The 21,096-nt window shown below is 63.2% G+C and carries 19 protein-coding genes; 2 read left to right on the forward strand and 17 right to left on the reverse strand.

The genetic code is table 11. The annotated features are described in order from the left end of the window. The first annotated feature begins 1 nt into the window (after window position 1). Together LB536_RS04985 and LB536_RS04990 are read left to right on the forward strand one after the other, a co-directional pair. Complete coding sequence (locus LB536_RS04985; RefSeq protein ID WP_140763738.1) at window positions 2-427, forward strand: DUF6484 domain-containing protein; 426 nt, start codon at window positions 2-4, stop codon at window positions 425-427. Continuing rightward, complete coding sequence (locus LB536_RS04990; protein ID WP_140763741.1) at window positions 427-765, forward strand: hypothetical protein; 339 nt, start codon at window positions 427-429, stop codon at window positions 763-765. The genes LB536_RS04985 and LB536_RS04990 overlap by 1 nt, the downstream gene beginning before the upstream one ends. 54 nt (window positions 766-819) lie before the next feature. Here LB536_RS04990 and LB536_RS04995 read toward each other — a convergent pair whose 3' ends face one another. From LB536_RS04995 to tssA, 17 genes are all read right to left on the reverse strand, one after another. Continuing rightward, window positions 820-1,725: a hypothetical protein gene (locus LB536_RS04995; protein WP_224590316.1), complete on the reverse strand. Its 906-nt coding sequence runs from the start codon at window positions 1,723-1,725 to the stop codon at window positions 820-822. 28 nt (window positions 1,726-1,753) lie between these two features. Continuing rightward, complete coding sequence (locus LB536_RS05000; protein ID WP_224590317.1) at window positions 1,754-2,821, reverse strand: PAAR-like domain-containing protein; 1,068 nt, start codon at window positions 2,819-2,821, stop codon at window positions 1,754-1,756. Then, a complete protein-coding gene (locus tag LB536_RS05005) occupies window positions 2,818-3,843 on the reverse strand; it encodes a 3-oxoacyl-ACP synthase (RefSeq protein WP_140763747.1) in 1,026 nt (341 codons plus the stop codon). The genes LB536_RS05000 and LB536_RS05005 overlap by 4 nt, the downstream gene beginning before the upstream one ends. Beyond that, complete coding sequence (locus tag LB536_RS05010) at window positions 3,840-4,934, reverse strand: DUF2169 domain-containing protein (RefSeq protein WP_224590318.1); 1,095 nt, start codon at window positions 4,932-4,934, stop codon at window positions 3,840-3,842. The genes LB536_RS05005 and LB536_RS05010 overlap by 4 nt, the downstream gene beginning before the upstream one ends. Further along, on the reverse strand, window positions 4,934-5,476 hold the full coding sequence (gene tagF, locus LB536_RS05015; RefSeq protein WP_224590319.1) for a type VI secretion system-associated protein TagF: 543 nt from the start codon (window positions 5,474-5,476) through the stop codon (window positions 4,934-4,936). The genes LB536_RS05010 and tagF overlap by 1 nt, the downstream gene beginning before the upstream one ends. Beyond that, window positions 5,458-9,000: a type VI secretion system membrane subunit TssM gene (gene tssM / locus LB536_RS05020; protein ID WP_224590320.1), complete on the reverse strand. Its 3,543-nt coding sequence runs from the start codon at window positions 8,998-9,000 to the stop codon at window positions 5,458-5,460. The genes tagF and tssM overlap by 19 nt, the downstream gene beginning before the upstream one ends. Before the next feature lies 1 nt (window position 9,001). Continuing rightward, the gene (gene tssL, locus LB536_RS05025; protein ID WP_224590321.1) at window positions 9,002-10,330 is read right to left on the reverse strand and encodes a type VI secretion system protein TssL, long form; all 1,329 of its coding nucleotides are present in this window, start codon (window positions 10,328-10,330) and stop codon (window positions 9,002-9,004) included. 4 nt (window positions 10,331-10,334) lie between these two features. Next, on the reverse strand, window positions 10,335-11,669 hold the full coding sequence (tssK, locus tag LB536_RS05030) for a type VI secretion system baseplate subunit TssK (protein WP_224590322.1): 1,335 nt from the start codon (window positions 11,667-11,669) through the stop codon (window positions 10,335-10,337). A 40-nt stretch (window positions 11,670-11,709) separates the two neighbouring features. Further along, entirely contained in the window at window positions 11,710-12,162 is a 453-nt protein-coding gene (gene tssJ, locus LB536_RS05035) for a type VI secretion system lipoprotein TssJ (protein ID WP_224590323.1), read from the reverse strand. Between the two features lie 3 nt (window positions 12,163-12,165). Beyond that, entirely contained in the window at window positions 12,166-13,626 is a 1,461-nt protein-coding gene (gene tagH / locus LB536_RS05040; RefSeq protein WP_140763762.1) for a type VI secretion system-associated FHA domain protein TagH, read from the reverse strand. After that, entirely contained in the window at window positions 13,623-14,690 is a 1,068-nt protein-coding gene (gene tssG / locus LB536_RS05045; protein ID WP_140763765.1) for a type VI secretion system baseplate subunit TssG, read from the reverse strand. The genes tagH and tssG overlap by 4 nt, the downstream gene beginning before the upstream one ends. Next, entirely contained in the window at window positions 14,654-16,528 is a 1,875-nt protein-coding gene (gene tssF / locus LB536_RS05050) for a type VI secretion system baseplate subunit TssF (protein ID WP_140763767.1), read from the reverse strand. Before tssF ends, tssG begins: the two co-directional genes overlap by 37 nt. 1 nt (window position 16,529) lies before the next feature. Next, entirely contained in the window at window positions 16,530-17,282 is a 753-nt protein-coding gene (tssE, locus tag LB536_RS05055) for a type VI secretion system baseplate subunit TssE (protein ID WP_224590324.1), read from the reverse strand. Continuing rightward, window positions 17,269-17,718, reverse strand: coding sequence for an Hcp family type VI secretion system effector (locus tag LB536_RS05060; RefSeq protein ID WP_027047140.1), 450 nt, complete (start codon window positions 17,716-17,718; stop codon window positions 17,269-17,271). Before LB536_RS05060 ends, tssE begins: the two co-directional genes overlap by 14 nt. 82 nt (window positions 17,719-17,800) lie before the next feature. Beyond that, complete coding sequence (gene tssC / locus LB536_RS05065; RefSeq protein WP_010910844.1) at window positions 17,801-19,306, reverse strand: type VI secretion system contractile sheath large subunit; 1,506 nt, start codon at window positions 19,304-19,306, stop codon at window positions 17,801-17,803. Window positions 19,307-19,309: 3 nt separating this feature from the next. Then, window positions 19,310-19,846 (reverse strand): type VI secretion system contractile sheath small subunit, encoded by a 537-nt coding sequence (gene tssB / locus LB536_RS05070; RefSeq protein WP_140763773.1) that lies wholly within the window; start codon window positions 19,844-19,846, stop codon window positions 19,310-19,312. Window positions 19,847-19,851: 5 nt separating this feature from the next. Further along, a complete protein-coding gene (tssA, locus tag LB536_RS05075; protein ID WP_224590365.1) occupies window positions 19,852-21,027 on the reverse strand; it encodes a type VI secretion system protein TssA in 1,176 nt (391 codons plus the stop codon). Window positions 21,028-21,096: the final 69 nt, after the last annotated feature.

Raw genomic sequence — 21,096 nt, forward strand, 5'->3', positions numbered from 1 at the left:
CATGTCGGCGACAAAAGAACGGATAGAAGGCGTTGCAATCGGCATTTTCTTGGGTTTCGGAGAAGATGCTCCTCTTGTGGTCTTCCCGGGCAATCCAAATGAAACGGCCGTTCCGGCGCGAAGTCTTGCGGAATTGACCTCGGACATGATCGGCGCCGAAGTGGCGTTGCTGTTTCAGGACGGTGATCCAGGTCGGCCGCTCATCGTCGGGCGGATTATTGACCCGGCTCACAAATCGAACACGCGGCATGTCGTTCGCGACGGAGAACATGTGCGCATCAATGCGAACGAGCGAATTGAACTTCGCTGCGGCAAGGCCACGATCATCATGGAAAAAGACGGACGCATCACGATCCGCGGCACTTACGTGACAAGCCATGCCAGCGCTACGAACCGTATTCGTGGGGCATCGGTGAACCTGAACTGATGCCCAAGGTTATCCTGCGCGAGATTGTGCGGCAGCACGCGGAAATGGCGGCGTTTCTTTGGACCGTCTATGACCATCATTTGCTGAATCCCGACGAGAATCCCGACATGGACGAGGAGCGGCTCGAGCGCCTCGTTGAAAGGCTGGATGCTCATCTCGATGGCCTTCGGGTCGCCGGCGACGCGGGACGGGAAATTGCGGAGGCCCTCTACGCCGAGTATCCCGAACCCGGAGAAATGTTCGTCTTGCGCATGTTGATCGACGGGGCGCCGAAACGCATTGCCGAACTCGACCTTGCCAAGGTCCGGGCATATCTGTCGCAGAACAGCCCTTCATGACCACATCACCGTCCGACCTTGTCGGTGGAGGGGCGAGCGACTAACTGAGTACTGTCAGATAAGTCGAAGGCCGTCATCGTAGACGAGTGTAAGCGTCTTCCATCTTCGGCCATCAAACCGCCACGCGGTGTCGATGCCGGCGACGTACAGGAACTCGCCATCAGTGCGGAGATCTGAAGCAATGCCGGTGTCCTCGAACGGCTGAAGCGCGTCGGCCGTTTCGATGTTGAGCCCTGCCTCATCTCCCCAGTAGGCTTTGCCATTGAAGCTTCGCACAGAGAGATATGTCATATCGGCGGCGGCGGTCATCTCGGTTACTTCATCATTTGCAATTCGAAGGCAGGCGCCGTCATCGCCGGCAACCCTGATCTTGCCGTCCGGCGCGACGTCGATGCCACGCAGCCGATCGTGCCGATGAGTTTCCAGGGGCTGCCAGCCCGTTCCCGCCAGACGGTGAAGAGTGCCCATCTCACCGCAGGCATAGATGCCATGCTTAGGATGCCCATGAATATCCAGGTATTCATTAGTTTGGAGGGGCGTGATTGACTGCCACTGCGAGCCAACCAAGCGATAAGCCACCCCGTCCGTTCCAACCGTGATCGGCCCTCCGGTATCCTCTGCCCAGACCTGCCTGAGGCTTTTGTCGCTGGCCTTATCACGCGTCCAAGTCGTACCGCCGTATCTCCAGATCCAGGTGGTGGCTTCAAGTGCAAACAACTCGCCTGAAGGCGCGGCCGAGAGCGCCATCAGCCATTCAGAAGTCACAAGGGCCCCACGAGCTTTCTTAGGGTCGAAATTTTCAACGACAAAGATCACAGAGACAGTGGTGACGTAGTCGGCGTCGCTGAGCAGAAACAGGATCGCCACTTTGCCGCCGCTCAACGGTGCAATCTGCAGGCACTCGATGTCAGTATCCGGATCGGTTGCGAATCCCTCGAGGTCTTCCTTGTCCATCTTCATCCGCTACATCCTCTTGCGTTTTTGTCGGCTAACAAGAAACCTTGGAGGGAGCGACATCTGCGGCTGTCACGACGACTGGCTCTCCTCCCGCTGCTTTTCTCAAGCGTTTTTTTGCGACCTGCACGAGTCGAGACTGATCCTTCGCTTTGGGACATGTCGCGTGGCAGGCCTTCTTGTCCTTCACCTCCTTCTCGGATTTGTTCATGGCTTTTTTCATATATTCCATGTTGGCTGTCTTGAGGCACTCTGTGGCAGCGGCCTGCACGGCAGGCGGAATTTTCGGATCATCCAAATTCTTGACCGTGCTGTTCACGCAGGTGTCTGTAAAATCGCCGAGCTTGCCGGAGGAATTGTTGCTCAGCCAGTTGCGAGCATCCGCCGACTTTAGGTTGTGTGGAGTCTTACGTTTCTTACCGACTACCTTTTTGCCGGGCGCGCCTGCCGCCTTTGCCTTGGCGGCTTCGCCTGCGAGCCATTTCGCCTTCATGCAAATACATGGTGCTTCCTTGTCATTGTAGTCCTTGCAGCAGTCCAAGGTGAGGTCGCGCACGCCTTCGGCGGTGAAGAACTGGACCTCAACGGTATGCTCCTTCTCGTAGCCTTCCGGGCATTCCAGTTCCTTGTACGGCTTTATCTCGAGATCGGAGCATTTGAAGGTTGCCGGTGTGGCCGTAGCCACTTTGGGCATTGGAGGTCCACCCGCGGTAGGGGAGGCGTGATCGTTCGATGAAATATCAGTGAAACGGCTGATTGGCTCGCCATCCATCTTGACATCGCCGGACCAGGCATGGGCGTATTCCTTGCCTGTATTTACCGAGGTGATGATGTTCTTCTTGGGCGCGCAGCCAGCCTCGTTGCCGCTACATCTGGTGTAGTAGGATTTGTTTTTCTGCGTGACAGTCTTTCCACCGATCTTGACTGTGCCGGTTCCGTTGTCGGTGTCGCTGTCCATTCCAAACGTTGGATAGGGAACCGGAACTCCGGGCGGTGTTGCCGGAGTTTGTGGCGGCGTGAAGCAGACGTAAGGGAAGGCCGCGATAACTTGGTTGGCCTGCGCTTTGCACGCAACCTCAAGGCCATTGGCGTAGACGGTCATGCCCTCGTTCCGTAAGCAAACACCGCGGCGCCGCACGCACCAGCGTCGGAGGACGCCTCGATGAGAACCGGATTGCCAGCGGCATATCCTTTGCCCACTGCGGTCCACGCCATGCCGACCATAATTGGAACGGCTGCGGCGCCAATGTTGCCCAGAGACTCCGCGGGCGACCATAGGTCCTGGAACTCATGCCGCCCTCGCAGCAGGCGGATCGAAGCGAGCGCGGTCTGCTTGAACCAGTATTGCTCGCCGATCAGGTCGGCGATGCGATAGCCGAGCCGGTTCATGTCAATCCCGGTTTCGCGGAACGCTGCATCGTAAGCAGCCACCATGCCATCGGCGCGCAACGGCAAATCTTGGTCGTTGTAAATAGAAGCCTCCTCGCGCGTAAGACCGAGACCGAACAGTCTGAAACCGTTACCCTGCGGTCGCGTGCAGAGAATGGCCGCGGCAGCTTCGCCTGGAATGAAGCCGTTGGAATTATCCGCCGTCAGCAACCGTCCCTTGCCGAGGTAGTGAGAAATCGTTGATCCGGTCAGATAGCTGTCTACACCTACAATCATGACATAGGGAGCTTCGCCAGATGCAATCAGTCTGCGCGCCTGATCGAACGCCACATGTCCGGAAGGACGACCAAAAGCCACGATGCGAGAGCGCAGATGAGGTTCGATTTCAACGATCTTGCTGATCAGGCGGAGCAGCGCGAGATTGTCCCTAACCGGGCGGCCGGGCCTATCCTCCTCTGGCAGGCAGAGGATGAGCGCCGTCTGCCCTCGCACTTGCGGATGATTTTCGAAGGCTTCCGATATCGCTCCGGCTGCCAGATGAGCCATTCGTTTCTCGCCGATCCAGTTTCGTGGCAGCGGCACCGGCGCACCCGTAAGCCAACCCGCAGGTGAGCCAACGAAACGGGTTTCCTGGAAGCCATCGAGCCTAGCGCGCATTGCTGCGCAAGCTGAGGGCGCGTCGAGGCCAACGGCCGTCACCATACCAACCGCAATGATCTCGACCGGCGAGGTCATGCCTCCTCCTCCGGCGCTGTGCCGTTGGCGCGGATATAGGTGCGGCCTGTCGCGCGTGCCCTCAGCATTGCCGGCGTCGGCGGACCGACCCAGCACTCCGAGAAATCGAGGATGGTCCGCTGGATCCGCTGTGAGGCGCGCCAGACCAATGAGAAGCGGCGCCTCTCGGGGTCAAGGAGGAGGGTGTCTGGAAAAATATCGGCTTCGTAGGCCTTTTGGCTCCCTTTGAACAAGGTGATTGGCAATGCGGTTGCCGGCAGCCGAAAGCTTATACGCCCATCGGGCGTGAGGTTCACCAGAATCACCTCCTCGCCGCCCTCTGGATGGTCGATCTGCTGGTCCTCAGGCGCCATCTGGAAATAACGTTCGTCGAAGTCCTGCGGCAGGAACGGAAAGATGTTTTTCGTCCAGTTGTCGTCATAGGTGCCGCCAAACTCGATGCGGCCTGGCCAGCCGCGGCCCATTGGGCCGAAGCTCATCGGCTTGTAGTCGCCGAAGGGCGAGCGGATCTCCTCATCGACCGCCTGCGTGTTGGGCAGCCGCAAGCCTGGGATGAGGCGCTGGTTCTTGGTGCGCGACCATCCTGTTCCGACCGGGTTGTACTTATAGCTGGCGGGAAGCTTGTCCTCTGGATCCAGCCTGTCGATGCCACCCCAGGCAACGTCATAGCAGATAGGCAGTTTCAGAAAGGGCTGCGGCGCGGTCGCGGTAAAGACCGGTCCGATGGCGCGCCATTCGCGGTGGCCGACGACCTCGAACAGCTTCGACCAGTTGCCGACCTTGATGCCGACCGGCACGCGCTCCGCGGGCCGTCCTCCCGGCGCATGGGCACAGCCATTGGCGATCACATCGCAGCGCGGCTTGCGGAAGGCGAAATCCGTCTCCCACAACGTTGCCGAATAGCCAGGCACACCGGTTTGCGTGTCGGCCATGACCAGCGGAACCTGTTCGGCCGATTTCTGCACCAGCCCGCCAGGCTTCGTCGGAAAATCGAAAGTGCCCTTGACCACGACCACGATCCATTCGTGGCCGGCCTTGTCCATGCCCATGGTGAACTGATGAGGATAGCCCATCTGGTTCCAGATCTGCATCAGCTCGCCTCCACGTGGCCGGCGAAGATCTGTTCAAGTGTCGTTTGCGGCGCCTGCGGATCGACGTCGAAAATATCCGTATGCGCGGACCACATGACGAGGTCGTCGATGACATCGCCATCCTGCTCGATTAGAGGCACGGGCAAGGCCATCAGGGCGGCATCCAGTTCGTCGGGCGTCAGTTCGCCTCGTTGTGCGGCCAGGGCGGCGGTCTCGATGCCGTCGAACCACGCGTCCAAGTAGGCCAGCTTCAGCGGTGCTTCGTGCAGTCGAGCAGCTACACTAAGCGGAAACTGCCTGCCGACCCGGTCGGCGCTCTTCAGCACGATGCCGGCCGAGGCACCGAAGGAATCGGCGCCGGCCAGGAAGCGCAAGGGCGTGCCTGTCCGCCAGGCTTCGACCCCAAGCAGCGGCACGATATGCTGCGCCAGCCACCGGTCCCAAGAGCGCACGAAATCCGCCGGCAGCCGCCGCGTCACGAAATCGCCGGTGGCGGGCATCTTGCCGTAGAAGCCGGGCAGGATCAGATCTCCGGCGGACATGTGAACTTCTTGAACATTTCGAGCGTATATGGGTTCTCGACGCTGGCCGCCTTGAGCTCGAAATCGGCCCAAACGCCTTTCGTGCCGAGCCGCAGGCTGTAGACGTCGGTGAGCTTGGTCGCGGCGAAGCGGCCGCCGCGCAGCATTCTGAGCCAGGCCCAGCTGCCGGTCTCGTTGAGCATCACTTCGGGCGAGCCGTCGACCGGCTGGAAGGCGAGCGAGATCACGCCGGTGCCATCCTTGCCGGGCCACGTCATCGGCTGCGGCCTCGTCGCGTTGTTGTAATAGACGAGATTCTGGCCATCGAGGTTGAGCGTGACCCGCGCCACGTTGGGTGAGAGGTCCTTGGGTTCCAGCGTGAAGTTCATCACCGGGCCGGTGCCGCCTGGAAACAGGTCGTCGCGGATATGCCTGGCCTGCTCGAACGCTGCAAGCGCCGCCGGGTCGAGGCCGAAATCGGCCCGCCATTTCCATGGTTCGCTGGCGGTGTCGACGTAGTTGATCAGGTGGTCGTTGATGAATGCATCGATCATGCCGGTGGGTCCGAACAGACGCTGAAAGTCGCGCACATTGACGTCGACCGCGCTGTCGGCGCTGAATGGATAGCGGTTGTTGAGCGCCGCCTGGCAGAAGGGGAGTATGTCGGCCCGCCAGATGGCGTTCAGCTCGTTGGTTACGGCCTTCTGCGACAGGCCGCTGGTGTCGCCGGCGATACCGCCGAGCCAGTCGTTGATCGGCGAGGGCAGGATCTGCGCCTGCCTGGCGACCGCGCCTGTCAGTTCGGCAAGGCCGCCCTGCTTCTTGATCGCATCCTGCGGGTTCGGATTGGCGGTGACCGTCTGCAGCACGTTCGACAGCGCAGTCAGCGCCACTATCGCCGCGTCGAGCGCTGGCGGCTGGCCGTCGACCTGGGCGATGGTGCCTTTGAGCGGCTTGAAATGCTCGGCAACGAGGCTGCCGGTCATGTCCACCTGGCTGGCGGATCCGGCGCGCGGCAGGAGCTTCGCGCCTGTGGTCACGACCTTGCCCAGCTTGCCGAGTTTGCTGAGCAGCTTCGAGCCCGTGCTGGCGGCAGCGCCGCCTTTGTCGCCTGCTGGCGCATCGTCGGAGCGGGTAAGGTCGGTCTCCTGCACCACTGCCGTCAACAGGCGCTTCAGCGCTGAGTCGGCGCTTGAAAGATCCTTGAGGTTCTCACTGGCGATGTTGAGATCTGTAAGCGGGGCAAGCCGCATGTCACGCAGGAAAGAGTCCCACTGCGCGATATAGTCGTCATAGTAGAGCTTCAAGATGTCCTGCGAGAGTGCTGAAACCGACGTCTCCGAATTCTCCGCGCAGCCACCGGCAAACACCGCGCGATCGAGGGCCGCCTGTCCCGCTACATCCTCGACCCGATCGAGGATCGCGTCGTGGAAGCCGGCATAGGTATATGGGCCAGGAACACCGACGCGCAACGTCTTGTCGGAGCGGCGCGCGAACACTTTGGCGCCGTTCGGCCCAGCGAAATTGGCCGGCACCCATTCCTTGACGGCCGCCACTTCCGGGTCGGCCAGGAGCTGCCTGTAGGCGCGCTCGGGCAGCGAGATCGTGCATACCGTCTTCAGCGCCTCGCCGACCAGTTGCTTGTCCGGGGCGACGTAGCTGTCGTCGATTGCCATGCGGCGGATTGCGGCGAGCTGGTGCTCTTCGGCGTCGGCGGTGGGGAAGGGCGGAGCCGGCGCGAATTGCGGCAGGCTGTTCACCCACCAGTTCTGGACGAAATCGGTGTCCATCTGCGAAAGGCCGGTCATCATGCGATAGGTCTTCAGCGCGCCAAGCATGAAATCCGGATCGCGGATCTGGCGCCACATAGTCGCCTCCAGCAGCGCGACCATGTGCGGCTCGAGCACGTTGCGCAGCGTATGGTCGTAGGTATCGGTCTGTGCCCGCACCAGCTCCGCCGAGGCGGTCGGGCCGAGCAGGTTATGGACGGCATCCGGCGGGGCGGTGCGCGCCGTCGCCACCACGTCCATGGCAGCCAGCGCGCCATCCAAGCTCGGCTGCTCGACCGCGGCCGGCATGGTGGCGACCTCGGTGAGCGGGCCCTGCAGTGCCTCGAACTGGCCGGCCTGTTCGGCGATCGCATTGCGGTTGTCGAGATAGGACCAGGTGAACAGTCCGCCCGCCAGCAAAGCCGCGAGTGCGCAGGCGGCGGCCGCCCCGCGCCAGATCCAAGCGCGGCGACGCTGCGCCAGCGGATCGAATGTGCCGAGGCCGGCCTCCTTGAAGATCACTTCGGTAAGGAGGTTCCTGAGGAAGAAGCTGCGCTTCTCGACGCGCGCCGCCGGCATGGCGCGGCGCGGCGGCAGGCCGAAGGACGACGACAGCGCCGCGGTCAGCCGGTCGATGGGAGCGCCTTCCTGTGTCGCCGATGTCAGGTAAAGGCCGCGCAGCCAGGCTGCCTCCTCGTAGCGACTTTCGCCGAACATCGCCTCGATCAGTGTCTTGATCGGCTCGCCAAGGCTCGCCAGCTGCGCCGGAAAGCGGAAGATCTCGGCGCGTGAGCCGAGCTTGTCTTCATCTTCCAGGCGCGGTACCAGCCGCCGCTCCAGCTCGGTGGCAAGCCCGGCAAGTTCCGCCTGGATTGTTCCGGCGTCGACACGGGCGTCGAGCGGGAAAGTCGTCCCCCACACCTGCTCGCGCGCCGTCGTCGACAAGCCGCCGAAGAAGGTTTCGAAGCCTTTGATAAGGTCTGCCTTGGTCAGCATCAGGTAGACAGGCAGACGGATCTCCAGCCGATCGTTCAGCTCCGCCAGCCGGCGGCGGATTTTGCGCCCATGCGCCTTGATCGCTTCGTCGCCCTCCGAGAGCGCATCGATCGACAGCGCGACAATGACCCCGTTGAGCGCGCGGCGGCCGCGGTGCTTTTTCAAAAGGTCGAGGAAGCCCAGCCATTCAGCCGCGTCGACGTCCGGCTGGCTCTCCTGCTGAACGTAGCGGCCAGCAGTGTCGATCAGCACCGCGTTTTCGGAGAAGAACCAGTCACAATTGCGCGTGCCGCCGACGCCTTGCAAATCATCGGTGAGATCAATTGGAAAATTGAGGCCTGACTGCCGCAATGCCGTGGTCTTGCCGGTGGCCGGCGGCCCGACGATCACATACCAGGGCATCTCGCGCAGGAATTTTCTGCCGCCGAGCTTGCGGCGCTTGAGCTCGGCCATCACCTCGCCGAACTTGGCCCCAACGGCTGCAACGCTCTCCTCGCCGGGTGTGAGCTGTTTTTCGGCCACCGGTGCCGCGATCTCGGCGACAAACATGCGGTTGGCGCGGATGGCTCGCCGCTGCGCGAGGATCAGCCAGATCAGCCACAGGATGATCAGCCCCGCGATCATTGCGATGCGCACATTGTCGGATTCGAATGGCGCGTAAGGCCCGACCTTTACGATCGGGCCGAACACCCAGATCAACAGCGAAAGCAGCGCAATGCCGAGCAGCGTCCACAGGAAACGCGAGGTGATGACAGCCCAAAAGAAGCGCAGGATGAACATCTCAGAGCCTCTTCTCGACCAGGACCTCGACGCGCCGGTTGAGCGCGCGGCCCTCGCGCGTCGCGTTGTCGGCCACCGGATCGGTGTCGGCGCGGCCTTCGGAATGGATGTGCTCTTGCGGCACGCCAGCCTGAACCAGGAGGTCCGCTATGGTTTGGGCGCGCGCCTCCGAGAGCCGCTGGTTGCTCGCGAGTGGGTTGGACCGTTGCAGGCGCACGTTGTCGGTATGGCCGATGATCGTGATGTTTCCGATCAGCTCCTTGTTGTCCAGGATCACCTTGGCGATGGCGGCGATCAGCGGCTCATAGCCTTGGGACAGCGTCGGCCGCGAGGACTGGAACAGCTCGGGGTTGGAAGACTGGATGATCAGCTTGGCTAGCGAGACGCTCTCGGTGCCGCTGAGCGCGCCCTTGAGGTCGGCCGGCGCTTCGGCCTTGAACGCGGGCAACAGCGCGAAATCGACCGACTGTGGCGGTTCAGGTTCGGGCGCGTCCTGCTTGGGGGCGGCGCGGGTAACGTCGCCGCGTGAAGCCGGCGGCAGCGTGCGCACGAGTGCGGAGAGTTCAACCGCCTGGCTGCTCAAGCTCATCGACAGACCGATGTAAGCGGCGGCGGCGGCGGCAATTGCGGCAAGTGCCATCACCCAGATCGGGACGATGAAGCGCTGCGGCTCGTCCGAAGCGATCACGCCCTTCCAGTGCGGCGACAGCGGGGCGTCTTCGGCGTCGGCGTTACGCAGGAAGCGCGCCGCGGCGACGCGCACGGCGTTGAGCGACCGGTCGCCGGCGCGGCCAGGCACGCGATATTTGCCGCGGAAGCCGAGCGCCAGGCAATAATACTGAAGCTCCAGCATCTCGCGGTCGCGGTTCGGGTGACGCTCCAGCTCGTCAAGGCGGGTGAAAAACTGGGTGCCGGCATCGACGTCGCCACGCAGCATGACCACCAGCGGCTGGCGTGGCCAGGCACTGGTGCCGCCCCAAGGCGTGTTCAACGCGAGGTCGTCGAGCAACGCCGCCACGGCCCAGGCCGCCTGGTCGGCGCGCTCCAGCGAGAAGCCCGCTACCATCGCGGCGTCGCGCGCCTGAACCAACTCGTCGAGCAGGCGCGTGCGCATCGCTTCCGGGTTCTCCGGCGCCAGCGCGCTTTCGAGCTCCGGCGCGAATTCGAGCAATGGCGCGAAGATATTGATGAGCGTGTTGGCATGGGCGCGCGCCATTTTGACCGGGGCGCCCGGTGCTAGCGGCGCCATCGGCCGTGGCGCAGCGCCCGCCAGCCTGATCCGTGTGCGTTCGCGATCCTCCGACAGTCCGAAAGGATCATCCCGGCTCATGGTGTCACCTGTTCACTGAGTAGCAGTCGACCTGCGGCTCGCTCGGCAGGACACCGGAAACGCCGATGACGAAGCCGGGGGCGTCGAGCAACGAGGCCCAATGCTCGCTCTTCTGGTCAAGCTCCAGGCACAGCCGGTCGCCATCGTAGGGAATCTCGCGTGGCTGCGAATGAAGCGGTTTCAGCGGAATGCCCGGCAGGCGGGACTTCCAAAGACCTTCGAACTGGTCAGCGGCGCCGACCGTCGCTTGGTTGACGAAGATCTTGCGCAGCGCGTCTTCCGACAGTTCCGATCCGACGCGGATGACTATGCGGCTGGCGACCAAGAGCTTCGGGTTGTCGATGCGCACTTTCCAGACATTGGTCGCGTGCCGCATGACCGGCAGCGTTCGCGATTTCGGCTCGATGTAGCGCAGGCTGAGAATGAGCGAGCGCAGAGCGTCGGCCAGCGCCATATAGGCGGGGCCGGGCGCCATGTGATCGTAGGCCGGCAATTCGCCGAGCCGCCGCGAGCTCGAGCCGTAGGTTGCCATCTCGCCGGCCAGTCCGGCAAGTTCGAGATAGAGTTCGGCCGGATGAAAGACATCCTGCGCGAGCATATGGGCAAGCCGCGGGCGAGCGGCATTGGCGAGGTGCAGCATCAAAAGGTCTTCGACGCTGCGACCGGCGCCACCCATCACCATCTTGCCATGCGCTTCGGCGATCTGATCGAGGCCAGTGACGACCTCCTGCAGCAATTGCCGGTACCAGTGGACTGCGCCGGTGATCAGCGTCGGCGGCAGGAACGTCTCATCGAGCGAGATGCCGCCGTCGGCGCGCACACCTTTTATGTCGGCGATCGGCAAGGCGGTATAACCGCCGACCGACTTGCCGGGCGCAAGCAGGGCGGCTTGCGGCCGCGCGATCTCGATCTCTTCCGGATCGGCGCCGCTCTGGACGGCGTCGCGCACCGAAACGATCTTGCCGTGGTAGCGCGCGCCCGTCGATGCCGCATGCGCCGGATCGAATCCGACGCCACCGGCTGGCTCAAGCGGCAATGCGACCAGCACCGGCCCGGCGCCGGTGTCCGCCGTGACCGGCAGCGGCTTGGGCGCATCCATCAGTTCCGGGATGGAGAAAGGCGTGCCGTCCGGGAAAATGCCCCGGGCGGACACGATCGAGACCTGGCCGGCATCGAGCAGCGACTGGTCGAGGGTCAGTTGCTGGAAGCCGAAAGTATGGAGCTGGCCGGCCTGCAATGCGCCGCGCACCATGCCCTCGAAGAACCGATCCTGCTGCTGGAAGTGCTGGGTCCTGAGAAACAGGCCCTCCGACCACAGCACCCTGTTTGCATCGCTCATGCCACTACTTTCTGCACACAACCATCCGCGGCCCCTGTCGCTAGGCGGAAATACCGCCCTTGCCGAGGCTGACATTGATGGTGAATTTCGACCCTGGCGATACCGACTTGGTCGTGCGCCAGTTGCGTCCGCCTGGCTCGCGGATCAGCGCCACGAAGCCGAGTGCCGTGGCGTTCGGCTCGACCGTGATGGTCTTGGCCGCCGTCTTGCCGGGCGCAACCGAGATCGTGTCGGAGCCGATGAGGTCGGCACCGAGCGTCGAGCTCGCGTCGCCCTGCAGCGCGAAATAGTCGGCCGAGTTGAACTTGCCGGTGCTGGCAAGCCGCATCACCAGGACCGTCACCGGCCTGTCGCCGCCGCCCGGTCCTGGATTCATGCCGGCGCCCCCCGTCACATTGACCGAGATAACCGATGGTTTCGGCGGGCCGCTCTGGCAAGCCGCAAGCAGCCCCGTAGCGCCGAGGGCCACGACGAATTCGCGTCTGTCGATCATGTCCTACTCCTCCTCTTCATATGCGTCCCTGAAGTCTGCGCCGATCTCGCCCAGGAAACTCGATTCCGCGCTCTGGGCGATGTCGCGATGGCGTTTCTGGTAGAGCTCCCACAGCTTGGCATTACGTCCGCCGGACAGCAGATTGCCGATGGCGGAATTGGACTTGAGCTCTTCCTCGATCACGGCCGGATCGAAACGGTCGATCATGCGCCGAAGCGCGGCCTGAACGCCGCGCCAAGCGCGTACGTGATGCTGTGCAAGGTCCTTTACCGCATCGTCGATCGCCGCCTCGCCGGATAGAAAGCCCGGACTGCGTTCCGAGATGATGGTGACGATGACATCGTCGGCCGTCGGCAGGAATTTAAGAGGGTTGACCTCGGAAGCGCCGACCACCGTCTGGGCGACGCGCGCGCTTCCCTTCTCCTCGGCGCGCTTGCGCAGGAGTTGCATCAAGCCATCCAGCATCAGCCGGTATTCACGCCCGAATTTTTCCATTTCGGCGATTGAATCGCGGCCGGGAAAATCGGCCTCCTCGACGCCCATGCCGCGCAAGAATGCGGCACGAAGCGCCATATCGCTGGATGCGGGCTGCGCCGGGCTTGCCGGCCCAGGCGTTGGAGCGGCGCGTCGCGGCGGCGGTGGCTCGGCTGCCTGCACCGGCACATCCCAGGGATGCCCGGCGCGCGGCTTTTCAGCCTGATGCTGCACACGTCCTGCCGGGCCGGCTCCGTTGGCGAGAGGCGGGGTCGCCGCCGGCCCAAAGCTGAAATCGTCATCGAAGCTGGCCGGCTTTGCCGCATGCCCTGACGCATCGTTGCGCGAAGGCATTTCGCCGAACCCGAACGGATCTGGCTGACCTGGAGCAGCGACATCACCGGATTGCGACGTCGCCACCGGGTCGAGGCTGAACGGGTCGTCAAAGGCAGGCGAACTGCCTTGGCCCGATGCGCGATCATAAGCCCCAGGAACAGGCTGCTCGAACGGGTTCGGCAGGTCCGCCGGGCGTGGCGGGCGTGGTTCTTCCTCGACCTTGGCCGAGAAGAAGTCGTCGCCGCCGATGCTGGCAGGCGTTCGCGCTCCCGGCGATGACCACGCAGGCGCGGGTTGGCTCGCGACCGGAACCGGGCCTACTGACGTCCGGTTCGTTTTGGGTTGAACCTCGACATGGAACACATAGTCGCCCATGCGCAGCCGCATGCCGCTCTGCAGCCGCATCGACCTGCCAGGTCCCAGGGGGCTGTCGGAGTCATCGACGAACAATCCGCTGCTCGACGTGTCGGTAATGAAATAGCCATCCCGGTCGCCGCTGATCTTGCAATGCGCGCGCGAGACGAACATGTCCGGGTCGTCGATCTGCCAGCCGGCGTCGGCGCTGCGCCCGATCACCAATTCGCCCTCGTCCAGCCGGCTCTGCCTGACCACTTGCGAGCGCGGGCCTTGTTCCAGCGTCAGCAGCAGGCTCATGCGGCCGCCTCCGCCATTTCCGGCCGCCAGCCGACGATGGCGTGCAACCTGAGATCGTCGGCGTCACCCCTTTCGACGGGACGCGCCAGCCAGGCTGTTCGGCCAAGCTGGACAGTCCCGACCCGTGGCGGCGGCACGGCTTTGCACGCGAGCACGATGCGCAAATCGACGTCGAGCGTCTCGCCGATCATGTCGCGTACCGCCTTCTTGAACAGGCCAAGACGCCGTTCGCCAGGCAGGAACGACCTGAAGTCGTCGAGGCTCAGCGGACCGACGCGCAGTTCGATCCTGCTTTGGCGGCTGAAGACCCGCGGCCCGATCGTCGCGCCGCGTCCGAGCCCGGCATGGGCCTTGCCGAGACGCGTCTGCAGTGCCGTCGGTATGGTGGTCCAAGCGGCAACGAATTCCTTGACCTGCACCGGCACCTTGAAGGCGGTGGCGAGAAAGAGCGTCAGCCGCTCCACGCCGTCGACCTGGCTGGCGAGCGATCCAGCCTGTCGCAGTCGCACAGTGTCGAGTTCGGGATCCTGGGTGCCGGGGAGGCCGATCCCCGACATTGCCTCCAGCATGGCGCGAACACGCCCGCCGACGGACCGCTCGACCTGCACCGCCGGATGCGCGTCAGCCCAGGCGCGATAGTAAAGGGCCATCATGCGGTGCTGCAGGATGTTGACGAAATCGACGAAGGTCGTGTCGCTGGTCTGCTCGGCATCGGCCCCGGTGAACCAACGTTGGGACAGCCGGTCGAGCACCCAGCGTGTCAGATGCAATGGCATCGGTCCTTCCGGTCCAAGCAGCCCGAGATTGGCGACGGTCACACGGGCGGGGGCCTTCTCCCCGGCGTCCTGGAGCTTGACGACGTCGCGGGCCGAGAAGCTCAGGCGCACATGCTGGCCAAGTCTCGCCGGCTCGCGGTCGGCCGTTCCGGAATGGCCGAACAATCCACGGCGCTGCTCCAGGCGCCGTAACAGTTCGAAAAAGTCGAAGCTCTCCAGCAACGGTTCGGCCGCGACTGTTGCGGGCTCCGCTAGATCAGGTAGCGATTGCCGGGCGTCATCGGCCATGGCACGTCCTCCTGCTTCTGCAGCAACCGGGTACGGGTCCGCACAAATCCGTTTATCCCTGCATGGCGGGCGAACAGCCGCGAAAGCAGGGCCGAAAGCAGCAGCGAACTTTGACCCGCCAGCACGGACTGGTCGACATGCAGTGTCACTTCGGTGCCGCGTCCGAAACACATTGGCCCGTCGATCTGGAGCCGCTCGATCACTGGGCGTGAATCGATGCGCACGATCGAATGCACGTTGCGGGCAAGGCTGGGATCGCCCCGATCGGCATAAAGGTCAAGCAAGGCATGCAGCGGATCCACGCCACGGCCCTCCTGGGCAAGGCTGAGGAAGTTGAGAGAGAGCTGCGCCACCAGTCGCCAGGCGAGATTGTCGGCGCGGGATTCGCCTGCCGCGCTGGCCGGGAGGGACGCCGGGATGGCCGCCTGCGGCGCTCGCAACGCTCCAAGCAAGCGCACCGCTTCGACCGGATCGGCCGTCTCCAGAGTCAGCGTCGGCGTGTCGTCCAGGATAGGCAGGTCGCGGTTGGTGCACAGAGCCGAGATGTCGAGACGCTTCAGCGGCCGGTTTGGCACGCTTCCTGCCGGCCGTGAGACGGCGATAAAGACGTCGTCGCCAGTGTAGGAGGTGCGGGTCAGACCTTCGCGCCGCTCATCTTCGGTGGCTCGGCGCGGGCGTCGCTCGGTCGAATAGACCCAGCCGCTGCCGCGGTTCTGCCCCAGGCTGAACAATTCGGGAATTGTCGCCTCGCCGCTCTCCGCATCGGCGTCCTCGACCCGGGTGACCCGGAAGATCTCGAAATCCCGCGCCCGGGTGCGGTCGGCGTGCAGCACCTGACGCGTTTTGCGCGGATCGATCTCGATGACGTTGCATTCGCGTTCGAACAGATTGATGACCGGCGTCACGAACAGCTCGAAATCGGCAACCGTCACATCGGCGAGCTCGGGTACCGGACGCCGGAACAGGAAGATGATCTCGATCCCCGCATCGCACTTGCGGACCACGGGCTGGAGGCCGGCGACCCGTACATAATGGAAGCGCTCCGGGATCATGAAATATTCGCGCAGCAGCCGGTATCCCTCGAAGGTCGTACGGGTGCGCGGCATCAGCGCTTCGTCGTCGCGGATGCCGATCATTTCGGGCTCGGGCAGCGCCGTTAGCGGATTGGTCTTGCCTTCCGCCCGCGCGCCGAGAGCCGAGCAGGCGCCGAAGATTGCATCGAAAAGCAAGGTTGCCCTGGCACGCCCGGCGAAATAGAGGTCGAGACGGTCGAGCGACAGTTCGCTGAGCTTGCCTTTTCCCGTCCGGGCAAGGGTGACGCGAAACGCCGCCTCGCCGCGCGCGTCGCCGATCGGCGCGATTCCGGCGGCGGCGAGCGCGCTGCGATCCTGGAAATAGCTGACCGAGGCGATCGCGATCGGCCACAGCGTGACCTCCTGCGCGGTGGTGAAGGTCGAACGCGTCGAAAGCCCTGGATTGAGGCCGGAGACCAGTCGTGTGCCGCGCGCGACGGCGTGGCCGGCAATCATCGACTGCACCTGCTGGCCGGGTTTCAGCACAGCCATCGCTGTCGCCGGCGCCGGCGTCACCAGATCCGGGTAAAGCACATCGAGCACGGCGCGCGAGAAGCGCGAGCGCTCCGCGTCGACCTTGAGACGGGTGCGCGCGGCCAGGAAGGCCACGCCGTCGAGCAGCCGTTCCACATAAGGGTCGGGACATGGGACCGTGTCGAGGGAAAGATTACGGGCAACCGCAGGATGCATGTCGGCGAATTCCGCGGCCAACGCCCGGATATGGGTCAGTTCTTCTTCGTAATACTCCACGAAGACCCGATCCATCTCAGGTCTCCCGGAATTCAGTTCGTGCCAGGCCGTTGTCGAGATTGATCGTGGTGCGCAGCCGCATACGCTCCGGTGTAGGGGCCATGATCAGCACCGCGTCGATCTCGATCTTGAGGCCGACGCTTTTGTCGCCGAGCGTGACGTTGACGGTCGTGGCGCTCTCTTTCAGGCGTGGCTCGAAGGTGGCAAGCACCGCGCGGATTTCGCGCGCCAGCGCATCGCGGTCGAAATCCCGCGAAGAACGCCCGGAAAAGGACGGCACCCCATAATTGACCACGCTGCGGCGCACCTCCGGAAAGTCGGCGAGCGACGGCAGTTCGTCCAGGGGCTGTTCGTGTTCGGTATCGGAAAGCATCGGTTCGGATTCGAAGCGCTCGGTGTTGAACAGGGCCTCGATGTCGCGCCGCACGGCTTCTCTCAACACGCGTGCCGAAACCACCACGCCGCGGCTTTCGATCTCGGCGCGATGCTCGGTCTGGAATACCAGCCGGTGCAGGCGCCGTTTCTGCTCGGGCGTGAGTTCGGCGTCGGCATCGATGGCGCGCGCGCTGCCGGCAAGAAGAGCCTCGACGCGCTCGGCGCCGAGTTCTTCATCCAGCAGACGGCGCAGCCCGTCGATCTCCGATGCCAGCCCCGGCAAGTCGTTGACGAGGCGGTCCCAGAGCGAGGGCTGGACCGCCTCGCGCTTTGCCCGCGAACTGCCGGCAAGCTGCGGCTTCGCGCCATGCCGCTTGGCCTCACTTGCCGACATAGACGTCCATTTCGATCTCGTCGTCCTTGTCGTAGACGAACTTGATCTTCTTGTAGGCGAAGCTGACTTCTTCCTCGATAAGATCGGCCTCGTCGGCGGCCTGCCGCATATCGTACTCCATGACCGAGGCGTCGGTGAGCGTCACAACCAGATAGTCGCTGGTCTCGCCGTCAATGGTGCGGCGTGCCGAGAACACCACCTCGTCGAGCGCCTTGTTCTCGAACAGCGCCTTTTTCAGATATGGCGACGACTTGTCGTAGTGCTTGATGAATTTGATCATTCCCATCGACACACGGCCGCGTCGCGAAAGCGAATTCGGGTCGTAGGGCGCTATCATCTTGTAATCGACGCCATGCACTTCGATCTCGTCTTCATGGCCGTCGCGCTTGCTCGGGCCCTTGATGTCCGGAACTTTCAAAAATCCATCGATCTTCATTGAAGGAGCCTCGCTTCTCTCTGTGGTAGGCATTGTCTTTCTCCACCGCTTTCAAACGAAACAGGATGACTTCGCTGCGACTTCAGCCCTTCACTGACGGCAGTTCCGATACCAGCCGGAGGGAGGCGTTGATGCCTTCCAACTGGTAATGTGGACGCAGATAGAAACGGGCATTGTAGTAACCGGGCCGGCCTTCGACGCTGTCGACCTGAACCTCGGCCGCGGCAAGCGGACGCTTTGCCCGCGCCTTGTCGTCCGCGAAGGCTGGATTGGCCAGCACGTACCGGTTGATCCATTCGGTCAACCAGATCTCCATATCGGTGCGTTCCTTGAACGATCCGATCTTGTCGCGAGCGATCGCCTTAAGGTAATGCGCGAAACGCGACACCGGGAAGAGGTAGGGCAGGTTGGCGCTCAGCCGTTCGTTTGACTGGGCGTCGGGGTCGACGAGGCGCCCGGCGCGCGTCTCGTCATCCTGGAGCGAGTGCGCGCCGATGAAGGCTGCGAGATCGGTGTTCTTGCGGTGCAAGATCGGCATCAGGCCGAGCTTCGCCAGTTCCGCCTCGCGCCGGTCGTCGATGGCGACCTCGGTCGGGCATTTCATTGCGATCGAACCGTCGTCCGTCGGGAAAGCGTGCACCGGCAGGTTGAGCACCGTGCCGCCATTCTCGACGCCGCGGATCTGCGTTCCCCAGCCATAGAGCTTATGGCTGCGGTTGATGTTGACGCCCATCGGGAAGGCGGCGTTCATCCAGACATATTTGTTGTGGTCGCCGCCCACCTCTTCCTCGAAGGTGAAGCCCTTCACCGGAACGGTTTCCGAGCCGTAGGGCAGGCGTGCCAGCACGCGTGGCATGGTGAGCCCGATATAGCGGGCATCCTCGCTCTCCCGCAGCGACTGCCAGGAGGCATAGGCCGGGTTGTTCACGATCATCTGCAGGTCTTGCGGGTTCGGCAGTTCCTGCCAGCTGTCCATGCGGAACAGCCGCGGCGAGGCGGCCGCGATGAATGGCGTGTGCGCCGAGGCACAGACACCCGAGATGTTGCGCAGCAGGCCGACGTCGCGCGGATGGTTGGAGAACTCGTAGGCGCCGATGATGCAGCCGATCGGCTCGCCGCCCAGCATCGAATACTCGTCCGTGTAGACTTTCTTGAAGATCGGGCTCTGGTCCCACATCTGGCCTTCGTAGTCTTCCAGCGTGTCGGCCAACTGCTCCTTGGAGATATTCATCACCCGGATCTTCAGCTTGGTGTCCGTCTCTGTGTTATTGATGAGGTACCAAAGGCCTCGCCAGGTGCCTTCCATCTCCCGCACTTCCGGGGCATGCAGGATCTCGTTGACCTGCGTCGTCAGCATCTTGTCGATGCCCGCGATCAGCGACTTGATCGACTTGATCGCGTTGGACGAGATGGTCGTCGTTTCGGAACGGGACTGAGCGGCCAGCGCCAGGTTGCGCACCAACTGCTGCAGTTTCTCGCTGTCGTCCTTCTTGACCTTGAAATCCTTTTCAAGAAGGCCGCTGAATTCGCCAAGATCGATGGCTTCGGCCTCGGCGGTAGCGGCTGCGGTCTTTTGCTGTTCGGCCATGACTTACTCCTCGCCCTTGCCGTCGGAAATCGCCTGGCTGGCGATCTTGCTAAGCAGCGGCTCGTTGTTCAGAAGCTGCGCGATGCGCTTTTCGGCGTCGACCCGGCCATCCATGAAGCCCAGCAGCTCCTCGAGTTGGCGCCGCATCTTGAGGATCTCGGCCAGTTGCGGCACCTGCTCGGCGACCTTGTCCGGCGCGAAGTCACCCATCTTCGCGAAGGTGAGATCGATCGCCAGTTCTTCGTCTCGCTCCTGGCCTTCGGCTTGGGGCAACGTGTTCTTCACGCGCGCCTTCACGCGTGGTCCCATCGCTTCCATGAATTTGGGGAAGCGATTGGCGTCGGTTTCGACGAAATTGCGGTCCAGAACCGACTTCGACGCTTCCTTGGTCTGCGAGGCGCCGGAAAGGTCGGCCATGACAGCCATGACGAACGGCAACTCGATCGTCGTGGGGCTGCCGTAGGTTTCGACGTCGTAGGCGATCTGCACGCGCGGGGCGCGGTTTCTTTCGATGACCTTGGCTTTGCTCTCTGCTGGCATGCTTGTTACCTTTCATCCTTCTGGGCCGGCTTCTTGGGGTCGGGGACACCGGCAAGCAGCCGGAACTCCTTCAGCCCCGACGGGGCGAGATCTTCCATCAGTTCCACGAAATCCATGTGCACCATCCTGCGCACGCGCCGGGCGAGATGCGGGATAGGGCTGGACGGTTCGGTGCGGTCGTAGAAGGCAACCACGAGATCGAGGCATTTGACGACCTCGTCGCGCGAGTTGATCCGGTCAGGCAGGCCAGCGCTGGTTTCCACAGGGCTTGCCACACTTGCCATCGTCTCGGCTCCATGACCGTTTTGGGTGGGCGTCGATGCCGGTTGAGCCGGCTGCGGTGCAGGGTTTGCCGCACCGTTGGCCATGGCGCCGATGCTGGAATTCCGCTCCAGCGTCGTCAGCAAGCGCTGCAGGAACTTCTTCAGATCCGGAACGGCCGCGCCGTTGCCGTCGATGCGGGCATTAAGCGCGGTATCGACCGCCTCCAGCGCCGAAATCGCTGCGTGCGCATCGGCCAAAAGTGTCGTGACAGCGTCCGCGGCCTGATCGATCTGTGCCGCGCATCCAGTGCGCACCCGGTTCAGCAACTGGTTGTGGGCGGCCGTCAGCGCCGCCTTTTCGGCGGTCCCCAGGCCGGAGGCAGCTTCCTGGAGCATGACGCGCTCGTCGAGCGCTGCCTGTTCTAGGTCTCGCCCGCTGATAGGCCCGATGGCGCGCGGTGAGAAGAAGACGGTCTGCCTGATGTTCGCCAGCAAGCCTTCCTGGCCGTTCTGGAGGTCGAGCAGCGCATTGATGCGTCGTAGCGCTGCGTCGCGGGGCGTGGCACTCGACCGCAAAGCCGGATGCATCGTATCCCAATACTGGTCGAAAGTTCTTGCGATTAGGGTTAGCCCCTGGGCGAGGCCGGCCAGTTTCTCTTCATTGGCCAGCGCGCGCGTGACGATGACCAGAAGGCGCAAATCCCGGCCGCGCGACCGCAGTTCTTCCGATTTTTCGAGGACGGCCGCCCAGTCGACTGAGCTGGTTGATTGCGAAGCCTTGTTGCCACCGTCGTGGACGACCTTGAGCTGGGCTTCCGTGAGCCGCTCCAGCTCTTGAAAGGCCGGGTCGTTGCGCAAATCCTCTCCCGACGGGTTCGCACCGTTCAGAGGATTCAGCCAGAGTGCGAGATCAATCACACCTACCCCCAGCAAAGGGCCCTGTGACCCATGTGACGCAACGTTATCATCGGTCCCATGCCACGACAA

This window comes from Mesorhizobium sp. ES1-3 (genome assembly GCF_020164795.1).
Lineage (GTDB): Bacteria > Pseudomonadota > Alphaproteobacteria > Rhizobiales > Rhizobiaceae > Mesorhizobium.

Coding starts and splice junctions, on each gene's coding strand:
- LB536_RS04985 (WP_140763738.1), top strand. CDS start 2: ATGTCGGCGACAAAAGAACGGATAGAAGGCGTTGCAATCGGCATTTTC.
- LB536_RS04990 (WP_140763741.1), top strand. CDS start 427: ATGCCCAAGGTTATCCTGCGCGAGATTGTGCGGCAGCACGCGGAAATG.
- LB536_RS04995 (WP_224590316.1), bottom strand. CDS start 1,725: ATGAAGATGGACAAGGAAGACCTCGAGGGATTCGCAACCGATCCGGAT.
- LB536_RS05000 (WP_224590317.1), bottom strand. CDS start 2,821: ATGACCGTCTACGCCAATGGCCTTGAGGTTGCGTGCAAAGCGCAGGCC.
- LB536_RS05005 (WP_140763747.1), bottom strand. CDS start 3,843: ATGACCTCGCCGGTCGAGATCATTGCGGTTGGTATGGTGACGGCCGTT.
- LB536_RS05010 (WP_224590318.1), bottom strand. CDS start 4,934: ATGCAGATCTGGAACCAGATGGGCTATCCTCATCAGTTCACCATGGGC.
- tagF (WP_224590319.1), bottom strand. CDS start 5,476: ATGTCCGCCGGAGATCTGATCCTGCCCGGCTTCTACGGCAAGATGCCC.
- tssM (WP_224590320.1), bottom strand. CDS start 9,000: ATGTTCATCCTGCGCTTCTTTTGGGCTGTCATCACCTCGCGTTTCCTG.
- tssL (WP_224590321.1), bottom strand. CDS start 10,330: ATGAGCCGGGATGATCCTTTCGGACTGTCGGAGGATCGCGAACGCACA.
- tssK (WP_224590322.1), bottom strand. CDS start 11,669: ATGAGCGATGCAAACAGGGTGCTGTGGTCGGAGGGCCTGTTTCTCAGG.
- tssJ (WP_224590323.1), bottom strand. CDS start 12,162: ATGATCGACAGACGCGAATTCGTCGTGGCCCTCGGCGCTACGGGGCTG.
- tagH (WP_140763762.1), bottom strand. CDS start 13,626: ATGAGCCTGCTGCTGACGCTGGAACAAGGCCCGCGCTCGCAAGTGGTC.
- tssG (WP_140763765.1), bottom strand. CDS start 14,690: ATGGCCGATGACGCCCGGCAATCGCTACCTGATCTAGCGGAGCCCGCA.
- tssF (WP_140763767.1), bottom strand. CDS start 16,528: ATGGATCGGGTCTTCGTGGAGTATTACGAAGAAGAACTGACCCATATC.
- tssE (WP_224590324.1), bottom strand. CDS start 17,282: ATGTCGGCAAGTGAGGCCAAGCGGCATGGCGCGAAGCCGCAGCTTGCC.
- LB536_RS05060 (WP_027047140.1), bottom strand. CDS start 17,718: ATGAAGATCGATGGATTTTTGAAAGTTCCGGACATCAAGGGCCCGAGC.
- tssC (WP_010910844.1), bottom strand. CDS start 19,306: ATGGCCGAACAGCAAAAGACCGCAGCCGCTACCGCCGAGGCCGAAGCC.
- tssB (WP_140763773.1), bottom strand. CDS start 19,846: ATGCCAGCAGAGAGCAAAGCCAAGGTCATCGAAAGAAACCGCGCCCCG.